Source organism: Variovorax sp. OK605 (assembly GCF_900115445.1).
Classification (GTDB): domain Bacteria; phylum Pseudomonadota; class Gammaproteobacteria; order Burkholderiales; family Burkholderiaceae_C; genus Variovorax.
Genome location: NZ_FOWL01000003.1, coordinates 572,034 through 591,617, shown reverse-complemented (window position 1 = coordinate 591,617; position 19,584 = coordinate 572,034). Strand labels below are relative to the sequence as shown.

Sequence of the window (19,584 nt, the reverse complement as noted above, 5' to 3'; positions counted from 1 at the left end):
AGGAAACCCCATGATCCATCGCCGCGACATCCTCATCGCACCCGCCGCGCTGGCCTTTGCCGCCGCCGCCCGCGCGCAGATCGGCAACGCCCCCGTGCGCATCCTGGTCGGCGCGCCGGCCGGCGGCTCGACCGACACGCTGGCGCGCTCGCTGGCCGTCAGCATGGGCCCCGCGCTGGGCCGCACCGTCATCGTCGAGAACAAGCCCGGCGCGGGCGGCAACATCGCCGCCGATGCGGTGGCCAAGGCCGCGCCCGACGGCAACACGCTGCTGATGAGCTTCACCAGCCATGCCATCAACGCCACGCTGTACCCCACGCTGCCCTTCGACCCGGTGAAGGACTTCACCGCGCTCACCTGCGTGGCCACCTCGCCGTCGATCCTGGTGGCGCATCCCTCGGTGCCCGCGAAGGACGTGCGCGAGCTCATCGCGCTCGCCAAGGCCAAACCGGGCCAGCTCAACTTCGCCATCGGCGCGGTGGGCTCGTCGCTGCACATGGCGGGCGAGGCCTTCAAGATGCAGTCGGGCGTGGACATCGTGAACATTCCCTACAAGGGCACCTCGCCCGCCGTGCAGGACCTGCTGGCCGGCCAGGTGCAGCTGATGTTCGCGGCGGTGGGCAACGTCAAGGCCCACATCCAGGCCGGCAAGCTCAAGGCGCTGGGCGTCACCACGGCCAAGCGGCTGCCCGCGTTCCCCGACGTGCCGGCCATCGCCGAGGCCTTGCCCGGCTACGAGTCGAGCGCATGGTTCGGCCTGTTCGGCCCGGCGCGCCTGCCGGCGGACGTGTCGCGCAAGCTCAGCGAAGCGGCGCGCCATGCGCTGCATCAGCCCGACATGCAGAAGCGCCTGGACACCGAAGGCGCGATTCCCGTGGGCAACTCGCCCGAGCAGTTCACCGCGTTCGTGCAGAGCGAGATCCCGCGCTGGGCCAAGGTCGTGAAGTTCTCCGGAGCCAAGCCCGAATGACCGCCGACACCTCCAACCCGGCAGCCGCGCGGGTGCCGCCACAGACGCTGGCGCAGAAGCTCATTGCGCGCGCCAGCGGCCGCGCGCACGTGGCGGTGGGCGAGATCGTGACCTGCGGCGTCGACCTCGCCATGTTCCACGACTCCTCGGGCCCGCGCCGCCTGAAGCCCATGCTCGAGGAACTGGGCGCGCAGATCTGGGACCGTTCGCGCATCGTGCTGGTGATGGACCACTACGTGCCCGAGCGCGACGACGACTCGCGGCGCATCGTGCGCATCGCGCGCGACTGGGCGCGCGACCAGCAGCTGCCGCACGTGTACGACAGCCAGGGCATCTGCCACGTGGTGGTGCCGCAGCACGGCCACATCCGCCCCGGCATGCTGTGCGTGGGCGGCGACTCGCATTCGCCCACCGGCGGCGCGTTCGGCGCCTACATGTTCGGCGTGGGCAGCACCGAGATGCTGGGCGTGGTCGTCACCGGCGACATCTGGCTGCGCGTGCCCGAGACCATCCAGATGTGGTGGGACGGCAAGCTGCCCGCGGGCGTGACCGCCAAGGACATGATGCTGCACATGATCGGGCGCTTCGGCATGAACGGCGGGCGCTACCAGGCGGTGGAGTTCGCGGGTCCGGCGGTGCGCTCGATGTCGATGCAGGAGCGCATGACGCTGTCGAACATGAGCGCCGAACTCGGCGCGCAGGCCGGGCTCATCGCGCCCGACGCCACCACCGCGGCCTACCTGGAAGCGGCCGGCGCGCCGCGCGCCGACAGCTCTGCATGGTTCACCGACAGGGACGCCGCGCTCACGCGCCACAGCTTCGACGCCGACACGCTCGAGCCGCACGTGGCCGCGCCGCACAGCCCGGCCAATTCGCTGGGCGTGAGCCACTACGCCGGCACGCCGGTGGACGTGGCCTACATCGGCGCCTGCACCGGCGCCAAGCTCGACGACCTGCGCGCCGCGGCGCAGGTGCTGCGCGGCCACAAGGTGGCGGCGGGCATCCGCCTGATCGTCGCGCCCGCCAGCCTGCAGGACCAGGAGCAGGCGCGCGAAGAGGGCGTGCTGCAGGCGCTGATGGACGCGGGCGCCGAACTGTTCCCGACCGCGTGCGGCGCCTGCTCCGGCTACGGCGACCCGATGGGCGACGACATCACCGTCATCTCGACCACGGCGCGCAACTTCAAGGGCCGCATGGGCTCGCCGAGCGCGCAGGTGTACCTGGGTTCGCCCTACACCGTGGCGGCCGCGGCATTGCGCGGCCGCGTGACCGATCCGCGCGAGGTGCTGGCATGAGCGTCACGCACGCCACCCACCGCGTCTGGCGGCTCGGCGCCGACATCGACACCGACCTGCTCGCGCCGGGTCATGCCATGAAGCACGGCATCGACATCATCGCCAAGCACTGCCTCGAGGCCATCCGCCCCGACTTCGCCGCCGGCGTGGCGCGCGGCGACGTGCTCGTGGCCGGGCCCAACTTCGGCATCGGCTCCTCGCGCGAGCAGGCCGCCGCCGTGCTGGTGCACCTGGGCGTGAGCGCGGTGATCGCGCCGTCGTACAGCGGCCTGTATTTTCGCAACGCCTTCAACGTGGGCCTGCTGCTGCTGACCTGCGCCGAGGCCGAAACACTGAGCGAAGGCGACCAGATCGCCCTGGACACCACCGCGCCCGAGATCGTCATGCCCGGGTGCAGGCGCCTGGCCTGCGAGCCGGTGCCCGGATTCCTCATGGACATGGTCCGCGCCGGCGGACTGTTGAACCAGCTGCGCCAGCGAACTGGCCGCCCCGCCTCCAAGAAAGCCACCGATGTCTGACCCTTCTTCCGCCCCAACCATCGACCCCGTCACGCTCGCCGTGCTGCGCGGCCGCCTCGAGCAGGTGGCCGACGAGATGGACGCCACGCTCTACCGCAGCGCGTTCAATCCCATCATTGCCGAGGCGCACGACGCCTGCCACGGCCTGTACGACGCCACCACCGGCGACACGCTGGTGCAGGGCAAGTCGGGCCTGCCGGTGTTCGTGGGCGCCATGGCCTTCGCGGTGCGCGCCACGGCCAAGGCCGCCGCGCCGCGCGGCGGCATGCGTGACGGCGACATCTGGATCAGCAACGACGCCTACGACGGCGGCACGCACGCCAACGACTTCAAGCTGGTGAAGCCGTTCTTCCGCAACGGCAAGCTCTACTGCCACATGGCCTCGGCCGCGCACTGGCACGACGTGGGCGGCGCGGTGCCCGGCAACTACAACCCGGCAGCCACCGAGTGCTGGCAGGAGGCGGTGCAGATTCCGCCGGTGCGCATCGTGAAGGGCGGCGTGCTCGACCCCGACGTGCTGGCCATCCTGCAGGCCAACACGCGCCTGCCCGACAGCCTGTGGGGCGACCTGAACGGCCAGCTCGCGGCGCTGGAGCTCGGCGCGAAGCGGCTCGACGGCCTGCTCGACGAATACGGCGACGACCTGGTGCTGGCCGCGCTGGGCGAGCTGCGCAGCCGCGCGCTGCGCCTGATGCGCTCGCACGTGGCCTCGCTGCCCGACGGCCGCTACAGCTTCGAGGACGTGCTGGACAACGACGGCATCGTCAACGAGCCGCTGACCATCGCGCTGGACATGACGGTGGCCGGCGACCGGCTCACGCTCGACTTCTCGCGCACTTCGCCGCAATGCGCGGGGCCGGTCAACATCTCGCGCTCGACGGCGATCGCCGCCTGCTACGTTGCGCTCAAGCACCTGTTCCCCGACGTGCCCGCCAACGCCGGCGTGCTCGACGCGGTGGACTTCGTCATTCCCGACCGGCTGGTGATCAGCTGCGAGCGTCCGCGACCGGTCGGCGGCTATACCGAGACCATCCTGCGCATGATCGACGTGATCTTCAGCGCCGCTGCGCAGGCCGACCCCACGCGCGCCGTGGCGCAGGCCTACGGCACCATCAACGCGTTGTCGATCGCGGGCCACCGCAGCGACAAGGGCCGCGAAGGCCAGCGCTGGGTGATGTTCAGCTTCTTCGGCGGCGGCCATGGCGGCCACTCGGGTGGCGACGGCCTGGCGCACGGCAACGCACCCATCTCGACCGCGACGATCCCGCCGCTCGAGATCCTGGAAGCTGCCTACCCGGTGCGCTTCACCGAATGGTCGCTGCGCGCCGACTCCGGCGGCGACGGCCAGCACCGCGGCGGCCTGGGCGCCGTCTATGAAATCGAACTGCTCGAAAAAGACGCCGAGGTGTTCGTCTTCGGCGAACGCGGCACCTCGCCGCCCAAGGGCATCGCGGGCGGCGGCGCGGGCGCGGTCAACGTGTTCCGCTACGAGAACGCGGGCGAGTGGCACACGCCGCCCATGGTCTCCAAGATGCGCGGCATCACGCTGGCGCGCGGCGAGCGCGTGCGCCTGGAAACGCCCGGCGGCGGCGGCTGGGGTAACGCGGCCGAGCGCCAGCCAGAGAAGCGCGAGGCCGATGCGGCCATGGGCTATGTGAGCACCGATACGACGAAGAAAGCAACCGAATGACTTCCCCTGGTAACTCCCTTGTCGTCGGCGTCGATGTCGGCGGCACCTTCACCGACCTCTTCGTGCTCGACGAAGCCAACGGCAGCGCGCGCATCGTCAAGGTGCCTTCCACGCGCGGCGAGGAAGCGCGCGGCTTCATGAACGGCGTGGCGCGCGTGGCCGATTCGGCCGCGGCCATCGCCACCATCGTGCACGGCACCACCGTGGGCACCAACGCGCTGCTGGAGCGCAAGGTGGCGCGCACCGGCATCATCACCACGCGCGGTTTTCGCGACGTGCTCGAGATGCGCCGGCGCGACCGGCCCGAGACCTGGGGCCTGCGCGGCAGCTTCAAGCCCGTGGTGCCGCGCGACCTGCGCCGCGAAGTCGACGAGCGCGTGCTGGCCGACGGCACGCTGCACACGGCGGTCGACCTGGAACAAGTGCGCGCCGAAGCGCGCTCGCTGCTGGAGGCCGGCTGCGAGGCCGTGTGCGTGTTCTTCATCAACACCTACGCCAACCCCGAGAACGAGCGCCTGGCCGTGGCCGCGGTGCGCGAGCTGTGGCCCAACCCGCACGTCACCTCGGCCAGCGAGGTGCTGCCCGAGATCCGCGAGTTCGAGCGCTGCTCGACCGCCACGCTCAACGCGGCGCTGCAGCCGGTGGTGGGCAGCTACCTCGGCCGGCTCGAAAGCGACCTGCGCGCGCAGGGCTTCGCGGGCGAGTTGCTGGTGGTGCAGAGCAACGGCGGCGTGATGTCGCGCCAGACCGCGAGCGACCTGCCGGTGCGCACCGCGCTGTCGGGCCCGGCGGCCGGCGTGATCGCCTGCGCGGCCATTGCGCGCGCGGCGGGTTTTCCGAACGCGATCACGGGCGACATGGGCGGCACGTCTTTCGACGTGTCGCTGGTGGCGAACGGCGAGGCTGCATTGGCGGCGCAGACCGCCATCGAGTTCGGCATGGTGATCCGCTCGCCGATGATCCAGATCGAGACCATCGGCGCCGGCGGCGGCTCCATCGCGTCGGTCGACGCGAGCGGCATGCTGCAGGTCGGGCCCGAGTCGGCGGGCAGCGTGCCCGGGCCGGCCTGCTACGGCCGCGGCAACATGCGCCCGACCGTGACCGATGCCAATGTGCTGCTGGGCCGCATCGCGGCGGACCGTCCGCTGGGTGGCGGCCTGCTGGCGGCGCTGGACGCGGAGAAGTCGCGCCAGGCCATCGAGGAACATGTCGCGCGCCCGCTGGGCCTCGAGGTGCACGCGGCGGCGGAAGCGATCCTGACCGTGGCCAATGCGCGCATGGCCGGCGCCATCCGCCTGGTGTCGATCGAGCGCGGGCACGACCCGCGCCGCTTCGCCTACATGCCCTTCGGCGGCGGCGGCGCGCTGCATGTGTGCGCGATGATGCGCGAGGTGGGCGTCGCCACGGGCATCGTGCCGCGCTACCCCGGCGTCACGTCGGCGCTGGGCTGCGTGATTGCCGACATGCGCCACGACGCGGTGCAGACCATCAACAGGCCGCTGGCCGACCTCGATGTGGCCGACCTGCAGCACCGCATCGACACGCTGGCCGCGAGCTGCCAGCAGCGGCTCGACTCGTCGGGCGTGCGCTTCGACGACGTGCGTCAAGTGGTTGCACTCGACATGCTCTACGCCGGCCAGACGCACACGCTGCCGGTGGTGCTGGCCGATGCGGGCCAGGCGCCGATCACGGCCGCTTCCATTTGCGCTGCCTTCGAAGCGGCCTACACGGCAGCCTTCGGCCGCGTGCTCGACGGCATCGCGATTCGCGTGATGAACCTGCGCTATGCGCGCATCGGCGTGCGGCCCAAGTTCGACCTGAAGGTGCTGGCGCCCGAAGGCCTGGGCAGCACCGCGCCGCTGGGCACGCAGCGCGTGTTCCACCAAGGCCGGTGGCACGACGCGGTGCGCTACGCGCGGCTCGAGCTGCCGGTGGCCGCGCGCATCGACGGGCCGGCCATCCTCGAACAGGCCGACACGACCGTGTGGCTCGAACCCGGCTTCCATGCCGAGGTCGACGCGCATGGCAACCTGCTGGTGAGGCCGTCATGAGCGCGGGCACGAAGCTCGTTCCGGCGAAGACGGCGCTGGTCGTCATCGACCTGCAGAACGACTTTCTCGACGCCAAGGGCGCTTACGCGCGCGGCGGCGACACCAACCCTCCCGCGCTGCTGCTGCCCGGGCGCGTGGCCGCCGTGGCGCGTGCGCTGAAGGCGGGCGGGGGGCTGGTGGTGGCGAGCCAGTTCACGCTGTGGCCCGACGCGAAGGGCGAGCCGATGGTCTCGCCGCACCTGAAGGCGCTGCGCCCGTACCTGGCCAAGGGCGACTTCGCGCCCGGCAGCTGGGGCCAGGCGAATGTCGATGCGCTCGCGGGCCTGGTCGACGTGACGGTCAGCAAGGTCGCGTACTCGGCCTTCTTCAACACGCAGCTCGACTGGGTGCTGCGCCGCGCGGGCATCGACACCGTGGCGGTGTGCGGCATCGTCACCAACGGCGGCGTGGCCAGCACGGTGCGCGACGCGCACATGCGCGACTACCGCACGCTGGTGCTGGCCGACGGCTGCGCGGCCTTCGGCGAGGAGCGCCACAACACCTCGCTGGCCGACATGCGCAACGTGGCCGAGGTGACGGACTGCGCGCCCTTCATCGCATCGCTGGCATGAGCGCGCCCGCAAGAACCGTCCGGCGCGCCGCGCAGGTGGAGGCCGATGTGCACGTGGCGGTGGCCATCGTCGGCGGCGGGGCCTGCGGGCTCACGGCGGCGCTGATGCTGGCGGACGCGGGCATCGACTGCGTGGTGCTGGAGCGCGACGCGCTGCCCAGCGGATCGACGGCGCTGTCCTCGGGCTTCATTCCCGCGCCCGGCACGCGCGTGCAGCAGGCGCACGGCGTGGCCGACGACAGCGCCGCGCGCTTTGCGGCCGACATCCAGGCCAAGGCGCACGGCCGCGCGGCAGCTGCGCTGGTCGATGCGTATGCCCATGCCATCGGCCCCGCGCTCGATGCACTGCAGGCGCGCCACGGTCTCGGGTGGATGCTGCTCGACGGCTTTCTCTACCCCGGCCACAGCGTGCACCGCATGCACGCGTTGCCGCAGAAGACGGGCGCCGCATTGATGGCAGCGTTGCAGTCGGCCGTCGAAGCTGCGGGCATTCCGGTGCTGACGCAGGCCGTGGTCGACACGCTGGTGCTCGACGCGCACGACCGGGTGGTCGGCATCGACTACTTGCGCCCCGACGGCCAGCATGAAACGCTGGGCTGCGACGCGCTGCTGCTGGCCTGCAACGGCTTCGGAGGCAACACGGAAATGGTGCGCACGCTGCTGCCCGAGATGGCCGAGGCCACCTTCGGCGGGCACGTCGGCAACGACGGCAGTGCCATCCTCTGGGGCGAGTCGCTGGGTGCGCGGCTGCGCGACCTGGGCGGCTACCAGGGCCACGGCTCGTGGGTCACGCCGCAGGGCGCGCTGATGTCGTGGGCCGTGATGATGGAAGGCGGCGTGCAGCTCAACTGCGACGGCCGGCGCTTTCACGACGAGACGCTGGGCTACTCCGAAGCCGCGGTGCATGTGCTCGCGCAGCCGGGCGGCATCGGCTGGAACGTGTTCGACACGCCGCTGCTCGCACTGGCGCGCGGCTTCCCCGACTTCTGCGAGGCCGAGGCCGCCGGCGCGCTGCGCCGCTGCGACTCGGTGGCCGCGCTGGCGGACTGCATCGGCTGCGAAGCCGCGGTGCTGCAGGGCACGCTCGACGCGATGCGCGGTGGCGTGCCCGCGGCCGACGGCCGCGTGTTCTCGCGCGGCCTCGGCGCGCCGTACTTCGCCGTCAAGGTGACCGGCGCGCTCTTCCACACCCAGGGCGGCCTCGACACCGCACCCGACATGCGCGTGCTGCGCCAGGACGGCACGCCGTTGCCCAACCTGCTGGCCGCGGGCGGCGCGGCCGGCGGTGTCTCGGGTGACGCGGTGTGGGGCTATCTCTCCGGCAACGGCCTGCTGAGCGCCGTGGCCGGCGGCTACATCGCGGCGCACACGGCTGCCGCACTGGTTCAACACAAGGAGGCGTCCGCATGACGACCCACAACTTCAAGACCCGCCTGGCCCGACCCGACGTGGTGCTGGCACCCGGCGTGTACGACGCGCTGAGCGCACTGGTGGCCGAGCAGGCCGGCTTCGAGGCGCTGTACCTGTCGGGCGCGTCGATTGCCTACACGCGCCTGGGCCGCTCCGACATCGGCCTGACCACCTTCACCGAAGTGGCCGACACGCTGGCGCGCATCACCGAGCGCGTGCGCCTGCCGGTGATCGTCGATGCCGACACCGGATTCGGCAACGCGCTGAACACGCAGCGCACCGTGCGCGGCTTCGAGCGCGCGGGCGCGGCCATGGTGCAGATCGAGGACCAGACCTTTCCCAAGCGCTGCGGCCACCTCGACGGCAAGGCCGTGGTGCCCGAGCGCGAGATGGTCGGCAAGCTGAAGGCGGCGCTGGACGCGCGCACGTCGAGCGACACGCTGATCCTCGCGCGCACCGACGCGGTGGCGGTCGAGGGGCTGGAGGCCGCGCTCGACCGCGCCGAGGCTTACCTCGCATGCGGCGTGGACGCGCTCTTCATCGAGGCGCTGCGCTCGCCCGAGCAGATGGACGCGGCCTGCAGCCGCTTCGCGCACCGCGTGCCGTTGCTGGCGAACATGGTCGAAGGCGGCAAGACGCCGATACAGGATGCCGACGCGCTGCAGAAGCACGGCTTTCGCATCGCCATCTTCCCGGGCGGCACGGCGCGCGCGGTGGTGCACACGCTGCAGGGCTACTACGCCAGCTTGCACCAGCACCGCACCACGCAGCCGTGGCGCGCGCAGATGCTGGACTTCGATGCGCTCAACGAGGTGATCGGCACGCCCGAGCTGATGCGCACCGGCCAGAAGTACGACTGAGGCTCAGCGCAGCACCCGCACCAGCTCGTCGTACACCAGCCGCACACGCGCCGGCACCGGCGCGCGCTGCGAGCGGTAGACATGAATCGGCCAGGGCTCCGGCGCCTCGGCCTCCAGCACGGCCACCAGCACACCGGCCTGCAGCAAGGGCTCGGCCAGCGGCGCCACGAGCTGGCCGAAGCCCAGCCCCGCCTGCACCGCGGCGCACTCCGCATCCACGTCGTCGGTCACGAAGGCCGGCGAGGTGATCGGTACCTGGCGCCCCTTGCTGAAGAACCATGACCACGGCCGGCCCGAGGCGCGGTCGATCAGCGCGGTGAGCGGCATCGCCGCGAGCGCCTCCAGGTCCTTGGGCACGCCCGTGCGCGCCACCAGCGCCGGCGTGGCCACCACGTACAGCGGCATCCGCCCGGCGGTGCGCGCCACGAAGCGCGCGTCGCGGATCGGGCCGGCGCGCACGCCGATGTCGATCTGCTGGTCGACCACGTCGGCATGCTCCTCCGACAGGCGCAGGTCGAGCACCAGGCCCGGGTGCGCGGCCAGCATGGGCGCCAGCGCCTGCGGAATCAGGCGCCGGCCGAACACGTTCGGCGCCGTGACGCGCACCGTGCCCGCGTGCTGCGAGAGCGCGCGCCGGTCGGTGCGGTGAAACAGCGCGTCCACGCCGCCCACGGCGGTGCGCGCGCGCTGCGCGAGCTGGCGGCCGAAGTCGGTGAGCTGCACGCCGCGCGTGCTGCGGTGGAACAGCGGCTCGCCCAGTTCCTCCTCGAGTTCGCGCACGGCGCGCGTGACCACCTGCGGCGAGACCGACAGGCGCACCGCCGCGTCGCGGAAGTTGGCGGCGTCGGCGGCGGCGCAGAACACGCGCAGGGCTTCGAGGCGGTTGGACATGGGCGGGCTTTCCTTTGCAGTGTTCCGATTCTAGGAATTCTGAAGTCGGAAGAGTTTCATTTACGGGAATACGCAGATTTTCGACACTGCATGCACCAACTCTTCTTTCCCTTCGTTTTCCAACCCACCGCAAAGGACATTCCATGACATCCGTTCAAGACAACATCAAAGGCAAGGTCGCCATCGTCACCGGCGCCAGCAGCGGCATCGGCGAATCGACGGCGCGCCACCTGGCCGCCCGCGGCGCCAAGGTCGTGCTCGCGGCACGCCGCACCGACCGGCTCGACAAGCTCGTCGCAGAGATCCGCGAAGCCGGCGGCGAAGCCATCGCCGTGGCCACCGACGTGTCGAAGCGCGCCGACCTGGAGCAACTGGCCGCGGCCACCGTCGAGGCCTTCGGCCGCATCGACGTGCTGGTGAACAACGCGGGCGTGATGCCGCTGTCGCCGATCGAGAAGCTCAAGGTCGACGAGTGGGACCGCACCATCGACGTCAACATCAAGGGCGTGCTTTACGGCATTGCCGCGGTGCTGCCGCGCATGCAGGCGCAGGGCAGCGGGCACATCCTGAACGTGGCGTCCATTGCCGGCTTCAAGGTGTTCACGCCGATCGGCACGGTGTACAGCGCGACCAAGCACGCGGTGCGCGCCATCTCCGAAGGCCTGCGCGTGGAGATGGGCAACACCGGCGTGCGCGTGAGCGTGGTGTCGCCTGGTGCGGTGGAGTCGGAACTGAAGTTCGGCAGCACCGACGCCGACGCCACGGCCGGCCTGAAGGCCTTCTACGACGCCAACCAGATCCCGTCCGACGCGGTGGCCCGCGCCGTGGTCTACGCGGTGGAGCAGCCGGCGAACGTGGACATCAACGAAGTGGTGGTGCGGCCGGTGTCGCAGGACTTCTGATCTGCTGAAAGTAAGCCGGGGGGCGGGGCAGGGTATGGCCCCCTTGCCGCTCCCGGCCGGTTCAATTAACCTTCAATAACTGAAGGCTTCTAGAAGTCAAAAGTGGGAAGCCCCTGCAAAATAGAACGACCGTTCGTTTTATTCGGAGCCCCACGATGCCTGTCAATGCCGTTCCCGCCAAGCCGGCCCGCGCCGCCCAGAAGGGCCAGCAGACCAAGGCCGTGATCGTCGACGCCGCACTGGCACTGGCCGCGCAGATCGGCCTGGAAGGCCTGTCGATCGGCGCCGTGGCCGAGATCACCAAGATGAGCAAGTCGGGCGTTTTCGCCCACTTCGGCTCGCGCGAGGAACTGCAGATTTCCGTGGTGCGCGAGTACCACGCCCGTTTCGAGCAGGAAGTGTTCTTTCCTGCCCTCAAGGCGCCGCGCGGCCTCCCGCGCCTTCGCGCCATGTTCGCCAACTGGATGAAGCGCACCTCGACCGAGATCGACTCGGGCTGCATCTACATCAGCGGCGCCTCCGAATTCGACGACCGTCCGGGCCCGGTGCGCGATGCGCTGGTGGAGTCGGTCAGCATCTGGCAGGCCGCCGTGCTGCGCGCCATCGTGCAGTCGCAGACCGAAGGCCATCTGCGCGCCGACGCCGACGAGCGCCAGGTGGCGTTCGAGATCCACGGGCTGATCCTCGCGCTGCACTACGAGGCGCGCTTCCTGCAGGTGCCCGGCTCCATCGGCCGCGCCAACGTCGGCTTCGACAACATCCTGGCGCGCAGCGCCACGCCTGCCGCGCCGAAGGCCGATGCCGCCGCGCCGGCCGCCGGCCGCCGCCTCAAGCCCGTGCGCTGAGGCAGGCGCGCCCCGCTTTCGCTTTTCCGTTTTTTCCGTTTTCGTTCTTCCCCCTTTTTCTTTTTCTATCTAGCTTCGACCAGGAGAGTTCCGGATGCCTACCTACAACCCACCCGTGCGCGACATGCAATTCGTGCTGCACGAAGTGCTCAACGTCGCCGAGGAACTCAAGGCGCTGCCGGCCCATGCCGAGACCGATGCCGACACCATCAACGCGGTGATCGAAGAGGCCGGCAAGTTCGCCGCCGAAGTGACGTTCCCGCTGAACATCGGCGGCGACGAAGAAGGCTGCGTGCTCGACAAGGCCACGCACGAAGTCAAGACGCCCACCGGCTTCAGGGACGCCTACGCCAAGTACGTCGAAGGCGGCTGGCCCGCGCTGTCGTGCGACCCGGCCTTCGGCGGCCAGGGCCTGCCGTTCGTGGTGAACCAGTGCCTTTTCGAAATGCTCAACAGCGCCAACCAGGCCTGGACCATGTACCCCGGCCTCTCGCACGGCGCGTACGAAGCGCTCAAGGCGCACGGCACCGAAGAACAGAAGAAGACCTACCTGCCCAAGCTCACGAGCGGCGAGTGGACCGGCACCATGTGCCTGACCGAACCCCATTGCGGCACCGACCTGGGCCTGCTGCGCACCAAGGCCGAGCCGCAAGCGGACGGCACCTACCGCATCACCGGCAGCAAGATCTTCATCTCGGCCGGCGAGCACGACATGACGGACAACATCATTCACCTGGTGCTGGCCCGCCTGCCGGACGCGCCCAAGGGCAGCAAGGGCATCAGCCTGTTCGTGGTGCCCAAGTTCCATGTGAAGGCCGACGGCTCGCTGGGCGAGCGCAACCCGATCTTCTGCGCCGGCCTGGAGCACAAGATGGGCATCCACGGCAACGCCACCGCGCAGATCGTGATCGAAGGCGCCACGGGCACGCTGGTGGGCGAGCCCAACAAGGGCTTGGCCGCGATGTTCGTGATGATGAACGCCGCGCGCCTGGGCGTGGGCAACCAGTCGCTGGGCCTCACGGAAGTGGCCTACCAGAACGCGCTGGCCTACGCCAAGGACCGCCTGCAGATGCGCTCGCTGTCGGGCGTGAAGGCCAAGGACAAGGAAGCCGACCCGATCATCGTGCACCCCGACGTGCGCAAGATGCTGCTCACCGCCAAGGCCTATGCCGAGGGCGGGCGCGCGCTGCAGATCTTCTGCACGCTGCTGCTCGACAAGGAGCACAACCACCCCGACGAGAAGGTGCGCAAGGACTCGGGCGAGCTGGTCGCGCTGCTCACGCCCATCGTCAAGGCCTTCATCACCGACAACGGCCACATCTCGACCAACGCCTGCATGCAGGTGTTCGGCGGCCACGGCTTCATCAAGGAATGGGGCATGGAGCAGTTCGTGCGGGACAACCGCATCAACATGATCTATGAAGGCACCAACACCATCCAGTCGCTGGACCTGCTGGGGCGCAAGGTGCTGGGCAACAACGGCGCGTCGCTGAAGAAGTTCGGCAAGCTGGTGGCCCGCCTGGTGGAAGAAGAGGGCGTGAACGAGAAGATGTCGGAGTTCATCACGCCCGTGGCCGTGCTGGGCGACCAGCTCACCAAGTTCACCACCGAGATCGGCTTCAAGGGCTTCCAGAACCCCGACGAAGTGGGCGCCGCCGCGGTGGACTACCTGCGCGTGGCCGGCCACTTCGTGTTCGGCTACCTGTTCGCCCGCATGGCGCAAGTGGCGCTGCGCGAAATTGCCGCCGGCAACACCGACCCGTTCTACGTGGCCAAGCTGCAGACCGCGCGCTTCTACTTCGCCAAGCTGTTCCCCGAGACCGCGACGCTGATGCGCACCGCGCGCGCCGGCAGCAAGGTGCTCATGGACACCGACGCGGCGCTGGCATAAAAGGCCGCTGATAAAAGCCGCTGCTCTTCCTCATCCACTCATCCGGGAGCCGATCATGAAAAAAACGCTTGCAGCCCTGTTGTTCACCGCGACCGCCCTCTCGGCCATGGCCCAGAGCACGCCGGTGGGCGTGTGGCGCAACGTCGACGACAAGACCGGCGAGGTCAAGGCCGAGATCAGCATTGCCGAGGCCAACGGCGCGCTGCTCGGGCGCATCGAGAAGGCGCTGGGCAAGGACGCCAAGCCCGGCGCCACCTGCGATGAATGCAGCGACGACCGCAAGGGCAAGCCCATGGTCGGCCTGGACATCATCCGCGGCGGCAAGAAGGCCGAGAGCAAGGACGTCTGGGAGGGCGGGAAGATCCTCGACCCCGAGAACGGCAAGGAATACCGCGCGAGCTTCACACCCATCGACGGCGGCAAGAAGCTCGAAGTGCGCGGCTACCTGGGCCCCTTCTGGCGCACCCAAACCTGGAACCGTGTTCAATGACCCACCCCCGTTGCTGCTCACTTCGTGTAGCGGCCTCCCCCTCAAGGGGGCAACACCAGCGGCCCGGCAAAGCCGGTTCCGCGGTGTTCCCCGAATGAATTCAGAACTTCGAAACCCAGCTATGTCCCGATTTCAAGTGAAGAAGGTCGCCGTGCTCGGCGCCGGCGTGATGGGCGCGCAGATTGCGGCCCACCTCGTCAACGTGCGCGTGCCGGTCGTGCTGTTCGACCTGGCCGCCAAGGACGCGACCGGCGCGGTCGCGCAAGGCGCGGCGAAGAACGGCATCGTCACGCGCGCCATCGACAACCTCAAGAAGCTCAAGCCCGCGCCGCTCGGCGACGTGGCCGACGCGGTGCTGATCGAGCAGGCCAACTACGAAGACGACCTGGCCAAGCTCGGCGAGTGCGACCTCATCATCGAGGCCATTGCAGAGCGCATGGACTGGAAGCTCGACCTGTACCGGAAGATCGCGCCGCACGTGGCCAAGCATTCGATCCTGGCCTCGAACACCTCGGGCCTGTCGATCACCAAGCTCAGCGAGGCACTGCCCGAAGCGCTGAAGCCGCGTTTCTGCGGCATTCACTTCTTCAACCCGCCGCGCTACATGTTCCTGGTGGAACTCATCAACACGCCCACCACGCAGCCGCAGGTGCTCGACGACCTCGAGGCCTTCGTCACCAGCACGCTGGGCAAGGGCGTGGTGCGCGCGCACGACACGCCCAACTTCATCGCCAACCGCGTCGGCATTGCCGGCATGCTGGCCACGCTGAAGGAAGTCGAGAAGTTCGGCCTGACGCCCGACGTGGTGGACGACCTCACCGGCAAGAAGCTGGGCCGCGCGAGCTCGGGCACCTTCCGCACCGCCGACGTGGTGGGCCTGGACACCATGGCCCACGTCGTGAAGACGCTGCAGGACAACCTGAACGCGCAGACCGATCCGTTCTACGCCAACTTCGCGACGCCGCCGGTGCTCGCCAAGCTGCTGGAGCTGGGCAACCTGGGCCAGAAGGCCAAGGCCGGCTTCTTCAAGAAAGTCGGCCGCGACATCCTGCGCTTCGACCTGAAGAGCGGCGAGTACGTGCCCGCCGGCGCGAAGGCCGACGAGGTCTACGGCCGAATGCTGAAGAAGCCCGCGGGCGAGCGCCTGAAGCTGCTGCGCGAGAGCGAAGGGCCGCAGGGCCAGTTCCTGTGGGCGATCCTGCGCGACGGTTTCCACTACGCCGCCGTGCACCTGGGCGACATTGCCGAGAGCGCGCGCGACATCGACTTTGCGATGCGCTGGGGCTTCGGCATGAAGCAGGGCCCGTTCGAGCTGTGGCAGGAAGCCGGCTGGGCGCAGGTGGCCAAGTGGGTGCAGGAAGACATCGACGCGGGCAAGGCGCTGAGCAGCGCGCCGCTGCCGAAGTGGGTGTTCGAAGGCCCGGTGGCCGAGGCCGGTGGCGTGCACACGCCGGAGGGCTCGTGGAGCGCCTCGCAGAACAAGTTCGTGCCGCAACGCAAGCTGCCCGTGCATGACCGCCAGCTGTTCCCCGAGAGCGTGCTGGGCGCCAACGCGCCCGACGCCAACACGGCCGGCACCACGATCAGCGACGAAGGCGACGTGCGCGTGTGGACGCTCGACAAGGAAGGATTCGAGGGGGTGCTCATCGCGAGCATCCACTCGAAGATGCACGCCATCAGCCCCGATGTGGCCGAGGCGCTGGGCGCCGCGGTGGACCTGGCCGAAGCCGAATACAAGGGCCTGGTGATCTGGTCGCCGGACGAGATGTTCTCGGTCGGCGCCGACCTGCAGGCGATGCTGCCGGCCTTCGTGGTCGCGGGCATCGGCGCGGTCGAGGGCGCGGAAGAAGAGCTGCAGAACGTGATGCTCAAGATCCGCTACGCCAACGTGCCGGTGATCTCGGCCGTGCGCGGCATGGCGCTGGGCGGCGGCTGCGAGCTGGCCGTGCATTCGGCCAGGCGCGTGGCGGCGATGGAAAGCTACATCGGCCTGGTCGAAGTCGGCGTGGGACTGATCCCCGGCGCGGGCGGCCTGACCTACATCGCGCGCCGCGCGGCCGAGAACGCCGCGGCTTCGACGGGCACCGACCTGCTGCCGTTCCTGACCGAAGGCTTCACCGCCGCCGCGATGGCCAAGGTGGGCACCGGCGCGCTCGACTCGAAGAAGCTGGGCTATCTGCTCGACAGCGACGTGATCGTGGCGAACAAGGACGAGCTGCTGTACGTGGCGCTGCAGCAGGCCAAGGCCATGGCCGACGCCGGCTACCGCCCGCCGCTGCGCCGCACTTTCCGCGTGGCGGGGCGCAGCGGTGCCGCGACGATCAAGGGGCAGCTGGTGAACATGCGCGACGGCGGCTTCATCAGCGCGCACGACTTCCACATTGCGGGCCTGATCGCCAACGTGGTGACGGGCGGCGACGTGGACGCGGGCTCGCTCGTGACCGAGGAGTACCTGATGACGCTGGAGCGCAAGGCGTTCTGCTCGCTGATCGTGCATCCGAAGACGCAGGAGCGGATCATGGGGATGTTGAGCACGGGGAAGCCGGTGCGCAACTGATTCCGCATTCCTCCTTCCCCTCCCGGGGGAAGGCCGGGATGGGGGCTCTCCGACCAAGCACGATGCGAAACCAAACCACACCCGACGCCCGCGCGAACGCACAAGTGCTTCGCCGCGAGATGACCGACTCGGAGCGCAGGCTCTGGTCGGGCTTGCGCGCCGAACAGCTGGGTGTGAAGTTTCGTCGCCAGCATCCGTTGGGAAACTACATCGCCGACTTCGCCTGCCTCGACCCGAAGCTGATCGTCGAACTCGACGGGTCACAGCATCAGGCTCAGCAAGCCTACGACGCCGCGCGCGATGCTTTCTTCCGGGCACAGGGATTCGACGTGCTGCGTTTCGCATCGAACGATCCGTTCACCAATCTCGATGGGGTCCGCCAGGCCATCGTCAATCGCCTTGTCGAGTTGACGCCGTCAGCCCCCATCCCAGCCTTCCCCCGGAGGGGGAAGGGGCAAGAAAATTCAGGAGCTTCCTCATGAGCAAACAAATCCAAGACGCCTACATCGTCTCCGCCACCCGCACGCCCATCGGCAAGTCGCACCGCGGCTACTTCCGCAACTACCGCCCCGACGACCTGCTGGCCACCACGCTGCGCGCCGCGCTGGCCGCCGTGCCCAGCCTCGACCCCAAGGCCATCGAAGACATCATCTGCGGCTGCGCCATTCCCGAGTCGCAGCAAGGCCTGAACGTGGCGCGCATCGGCGCCGTGCTCGCGGGCCTGCCGACCAGCGTCGGCGGCATCACCGTCAACCGCTTCTGCGCGTCCGGCCTCTCGGCCGTGCAGATGGCCGCCGACCGCATCCGCGTGGGCGAGGCCGACGTGATGATCGCGGCCGGTGTCGAGAGCATGAGCATGGTGCCCATGATGGGCAATTCGCCCTCGCTCTCGCCCTCGATCTTCGAGCGCGAAGGCGACGTGGGCATTGCCTACGGCATGGGCCTCACGGCCGAGAAGGTCGCGCAGCAGTGGAAGGTGAGCCGCGAGGCGCAGGACGAATTCGCGCTGGCTTCGCACCAGAAGGCGCTGGCCGCGCAGAAGGCCGGCAAGTTCGCCGACGAGATCACGCCGATCGAAGTGACCGACCGCACGCCGAACCTGGAGACCGGCGAGTCGATCGCCAAGACGCGCACCGTCAACCTCGACGAAGGCGCGCGCCCCGACACCAGCATCGAAGGCCTGGCCAAGCTGCGCACCGTGTTCGCCGCGCGCGGCACGGTCACGGCCGGCAACAGCTCGCAGACCTCGGACGGCGCCGGCGCGCTGATCCTGGCGAGCGAGAAGGCCGTGAAGCAGTACGGTCTCACGCCGCTCGCGCGCTTCGTGAGCTTCGCCAGCAAGGGCGTGCCGCCCGAGATCATGGGCATCGGCCCGATCGAGGCCATTCCCGCCGCGCTGCGCTATGCCGGCCTGAAGCACGAGGACATCGACTGGTTCGAACTCAACGAAGCCTTCGCCGCGCAGTCGCTCGCCGTCATCAACACGCTGGGGCTCGATCCGTCGAAGGTCAACCCGATGGGTGGCGCCATTGCGCTGGGCCACCCGCTGGGTGCGACCGGTGCCATCCGCGCGGCCACCGTGGTGCACGCGCTGCGCCGCGAGAACCTGAAGTACGGCATGGTCACGATGTGCGTGGGCATGGGGCAGGGCGCGGCCGGCATCTTCGAGCGCGTCTGAGCATGCTCGCCGCGCGTACTGCAGTGCAGCACGCCGGCGTCCCGCACACGACTGCCCGAGCGCGCCCACCGAAGGCACACTGCCGACCATGACCCCCACGCACCCCTTCGACAAAGCCCTGGAGCTCCACCACAGCGACATCCGCGTGGGGCACTTCACGGGCACGACCAGCCCCGACTACTGGAACATGGTCGGGCCCTTCGGCGGCACCACGGCGGCGCTCGCGCTGCAGGCGGTGCTGAGGCATCCCGACCTGCTGGGCGCGCCGATCGCGCTCACGGTGAACTACGCGGCGGCGCTCGAGGCCGGCGCGTTCGACATCCAGGCCACGGCCGTGCGCACCAACCGCTCGACGCAGCACTGGACGGTGCAGATCACGCAGGCCGGCGCCAGCGGCGCGCCCCACATGACGACCACCGCCACCGTGATCACCGCAGTGCGCCGCGAGACCTGGGGCGAGAACGACCTGCCGATGCCCGACGTGCCCAGGGCCGAGGCGGTCGAGCGGATCACCATCGGCCCGTCGGGCGTGGCCTGGGTGGGCCAGTACGAGATGCGCCCGGTCAGCGGCAGCATTCCCTCGAAGTGGGACGGCAGCGGCCACCACAGCGAAAGCCGGCTCTGGCTGCGCGACGCGCAACCCCGGGCGCTGGACTTCACCTCGCTCGCGGCCATGAGCGACCTGTTCTACCCGCGCGTGTGGCTGCGCCGCGCCACGCCGGTGCCGGCAGGCACGGTGTCGATCACCACCTACTTTCACGCCAACGCGGCGCAGCTGGCCGAGGTGGGCACGGGCTACCTGCTGGGCAGCGCCACGGGGCAGCAGTTCAGCAACGGCTTCTTCGACCAGGCGGCGCAGCTGTGGAGCGAGAGCGGCATGCTGCTCGCCACGTCGAACCAGATCGTCTACTACAAGGAGTGAGCGT

At 69.6% G+C, this 19,584-nt stretch carries 17 protein-coding genes; 16 read left to right on the top strand and 1 reads right to left on the bottom strand.

Annotated elements, in window-relative coordinates; translation table 11 throughout:
* Window positions 1-13 precede the first annotated feature (13 nt).
* Genes BM013_RS10970 through BM013_RS10935 form a run of 8 tightly spaced genes read left to right on the top strand, consistent with a single transcriptional unit; the run spans window position 14 to window position 9,404 of the window.
* Window positions 14-970 (top strand): tripartite tricarboxylate transporter substrate binding protein, encoded by a 957-nt coding sequence (locus BM013_RS10970; RefSeq protein ID WP_093126843.1) that lies wholly within the window; start codon window positions 14-16, stop codon window positions 968-970.
* Window positions 967-2,265 (top strand): 3-isopropylmalate dehydratase large subunit, encoded by a 1,299-nt coding sequence (locus BM013_RS10965; protein WP_177206291.1) that lies wholly within the window; start codon window positions 967-969, stop codon window positions 2,263-2,265. Before BM013_RS10970 ends, BM013_RS10965 begins: the two co-directional genes overlap by 4 nt.
* Entirely contained in the window at window positions 2,262-2,783 is a 522-nt protein-coding gene (locus tag BM013_RS10960; RefSeq protein ID WP_093126452.1) for a LeuD/DmdB family oxidoreductase small subunit, read from the top strand. Before BM013_RS10965 ends, BM013_RS10960 begins: the two co-directional genes overlap by 4 nt.
* A complete protein-coding gene (locus BM013_RS10955) occupies window positions 2,776-4,473 on the top strand; it encodes a hydantoinase B/oxoprolinase family protein (protein WP_093126449.1) in 1,698 nt (565 codons plus the stop codon). The genes BM013_RS10960 and BM013_RS10955 overlap by 8 nt, the downstream gene beginning before the upstream one ends.
* The gene (locus BM013_RS10950; protein WP_093126447.1) at window positions 4,470-6,524 is read left to right on the top strand and encodes a hydantoinase/oxoprolinase family protein; all 2,055 of its coding nucleotides are present in this window, start codon (window positions 4,470-4,472) and stop codon (window positions 6,522-6,524) included. Before BM013_RS10955 ends, BM013_RS10950 begins: the two co-directional genes overlap by 4 nt.
* On the top strand, window positions 6,521-7,135 hold the full coding sequence (locus BM013_RS10945; RefSeq protein ID WP_093126444.1) for a cysteine hydrolase family protein: 615 nt from the start codon (window positions 6,521-6,523) through the stop codon (window positions 7,133-7,135). The genes BM013_RS10950 and BM013_RS10945 overlap by 4 nt, the downstream gene beginning before the upstream one ends.
* Window positions 7,132-8,544 (top strand): FAD-dependent oxidoreductase, encoded by a 1,413-nt coding sequence (locus BM013_RS10940; RefSeq protein ID WP_093126442.1) that lies wholly within the window; start codon window positions 7,132-7,134, stop codon window positions 8,542-8,544. Before BM013_RS10945 ends, BM013_RS10940 begins: the two co-directional genes overlap by 4 nt.
* Window positions 8,541-9,404 carry an isocitrate lyase/PEP mutase family protein gene (locus BM013_RS10935; RefSeq protein ID WP_093126440.1) on the top strand — a complete coding sequence of 288 codons (864 nt, stop codon included), beginning with the start codon at window positions 8,541-8,543 and terminating at the stop codon, window positions 9,402-9,404. The genes BM013_RS10940 and BM013_RS10935 overlap by 4 nt, the downstream gene beginning before the upstream one ends.
* 3 nt (window positions 9,405-9,407) lie before the next feature.
* Here the strand turns inward: BM013_RS10935 and BM013_RS10930 are convergent, their stop codons facing one another.
* A complete protein-coding gene (locus BM013_RS10930) occupies window positions 9,408-10,295 on the bottom strand; it encodes a LysR family transcriptional regulator (RefSeq protein WP_093126438.1) in 888 nt (295 codons plus the stop codon).
* Window positions 10,296-10,438: 143 nt separating this feature from the next.
* Between BM013_RS10930 and BM013_RS10925 the strand changes: the two genes are divergently transcribed.
* The 8 genes from BM013_RS10925 (at window position 10,439) to BM013_RS10890 (ending at window position 19,580) form a co-directional block, all read left to right on the top strand.
* On the top strand, window positions 10,439-11,197 hold the full coding sequence (locus tag BM013_RS10925; RefSeq protein WP_093126436.1) for an SDR family oxidoreductase: 759 nt from the start codon (window positions 10,439-10,441) through the stop codon (window positions 11,195-11,197).
* A gap of 155 nt (window positions 11,198-11,352) precedes the next feature.
* On the top strand, window positions 11,353-12,042 hold the full coding sequence (locus BM013_RS10920) for a TetR/AcrR family transcriptional regulator (protein WP_093126433.1): 690 nt from the start codon (window positions 11,353-11,355) through the stop codon (window positions 12,040-12,042).
* Between the two features lie 94 nt (window positions 12,043-12,136).
* A complete protein-coding gene (locus BM013_RS10915; RefSeq protein WP_093126430.1) occupies window positions 12,137-13,933 on the top strand; it encodes an acyl-CoA dehydrogenase C-terminal domain-containing protein in 1,797 nt (598 codons plus the stop codon).
* 55 nt (window positions 13,934-13,988) lie between these two features.
* Window positions 13,989-14,423, top strand: coding sequence for a DUF2147 domain-containing protein (locus BM013_RS10910; RefSeq protein WP_093126428.1), 435 nt, complete (start codon window positions 13,989-13,991; stop codon window positions 14,421-14,423).
* A 121-nt stretch (window positions 14,424-14,544) separates the two neighbouring features.
* Window positions 14,545-16,980: a 3-hydroxyacyl-CoA dehydrogenase/enoyl-CoA hydratase family protein gene (locus BM013_RS10905; RefSeq protein WP_093126425.1), complete on the top strand. Its 2,436-nt coding sequence runs from the start codon at window positions 14,545-14,547 to the stop codon at window positions 16,978-16,980.
* Between the two features lie 62 nt (window positions 16,981-17,042).
* A complete protein-coding gene (locus tag BM013_RS10900) occupies window positions 17,043-17,462 on the top strand; it encodes an endonuclease domain-containing protein (protein ID WP_093126423.1) in 420 nt (139 codons plus the stop codon).
* Window positions 17,459-18,658: an acetyl-CoA C-acyltransferase gene (locus BM013_RS10895; RefSeq protein WP_093126420.1), complete on the top strand. Its 1,200-nt coding sequence runs from the start codon at window positions 17,459-17,461 to the stop codon at window positions 18,656-18,658. Before BM013_RS10900 ends, BM013_RS10895 begins: the two co-directional genes overlap by 4 nt.
* Window positions 18,659-18,746: 88 nt before the next feature.
* Complete coding sequence (locus BM013_RS10890) at window positions 18,747-19,580, top strand: acyl-CoA thioesterase (RefSeq protein WP_093126418.1); 834 nt, start codon at window positions 18,747-18,749, stop codon at window positions 19,578-19,580.
* The last annotated feature ends 4 nt before the right edge of the window (window positions 19,581-19,584 follow it).

Coding starts and splice junctions, on each gene's coding strand:
- BM013_RS10965 (WP_177206291.1), top strand. CDS start 967: ATGACCGCCGACACCTCCAACCCGGCAGCCGCGCGGGTGCCGCCACAG.
- BM013_RS10960 (WP_093126452.1), top strand. CDS start 2,262: ATGAGCGTCACGCACGCCACCCACCGCGTCTGGCGGCTCGGCGCCGAC.
- BM013_RS10955 (WP_093126449.1), top strand. CDS start 2,776: ATGTCTGACCCTTCTTCCGCCCCAACCATCGACCCCGTCACGCTCGCC.
- BM013_RS10950 (WP_093126447.1), top strand. CDS start 4,470: ATGACTTCCCCTGGTAACTCCCTTGTCGTCGGCGTCGATGTCGGCGGC.
- BM013_RS10945 (WP_093126444.1), top strand. CDS start 6,521: ATGAGCGCGGGCACGAAGCTCGTTCCGGCGAAGACGGCGCTGGTCGTC.
- BM013_RS10940 (WP_093126442.1), top strand. CDS start 7,132: ATGAGCGCGCCCGCAAGAACCGTCCGGCGCGCCGCGCAGGTGGAGGCC.
- BM013_RS10935 (WP_093126440.1), top strand. CDS start 8,541: ATGACGACCCACAACTTCAAGACCCGCCTGGCCCGACCCGACGTGGTG.
- BM013_RS10930 (WP_093126438.1), bottom strand. CDS start 10,295: ATGTCCAACCGCCTCGAAGCCCTGCGCGTGTTCTGCGCCGCCGCCGAC.
- BM013_RS10925 (WP_093126436.1), top strand. CDS start 10,439: ATGACATCCGTTCAAGACAACATCAAAGGCAAGGTCGCCATCGTCACC.
- BM013_RS10920 (WP_093126433.1), top strand. CDS start 11,353: ATGCCTGTCAATGCCGTTCCCGCCAAGCCGGCCCGCGCCGCCCAGAAG.
- BM013_RS10915 (WP_093126430.1), top strand. CDS start 12,137: ATGCCTACCTACAACCCACCCGTGCGCGACATGCAATTCGTGCTGCAC.
- BM013_RS10910 (WP_093126428.1), top strand. CDS start 13,989: ATGAAAAAAACGCTTGCAGCCCTGTTGTTCACCGCGACCGCCCTCTCG.
- BM013_RS10905 (WP_093126425.1), top strand. CDS start 14,545: ATGTCCCGATTTCAAGTGAAGAAGGTCGCCGTGCTCGGCGCCGGCGTG.
- BM013_RS10900 (WP_093126423.1), top strand. CDS start 17,043: ATGCGAAACCAAACCACACCCGACGCCCGCGCGAACGCACAAGTGCTT.
- BM013_RS10895 (WP_093126420.1), top strand. CDS start 17,459: ATGAGCAAACAAATCCAAGACGCCTACATCGTCTCCGCCACCCGCACG.
- BM013_RS10890 (WP_093126418.1), top strand. CDS start 18,747: ATGACCCCCACGCACCCCTTCGACAAAGCCCTGGAGCTCCACCACAGC.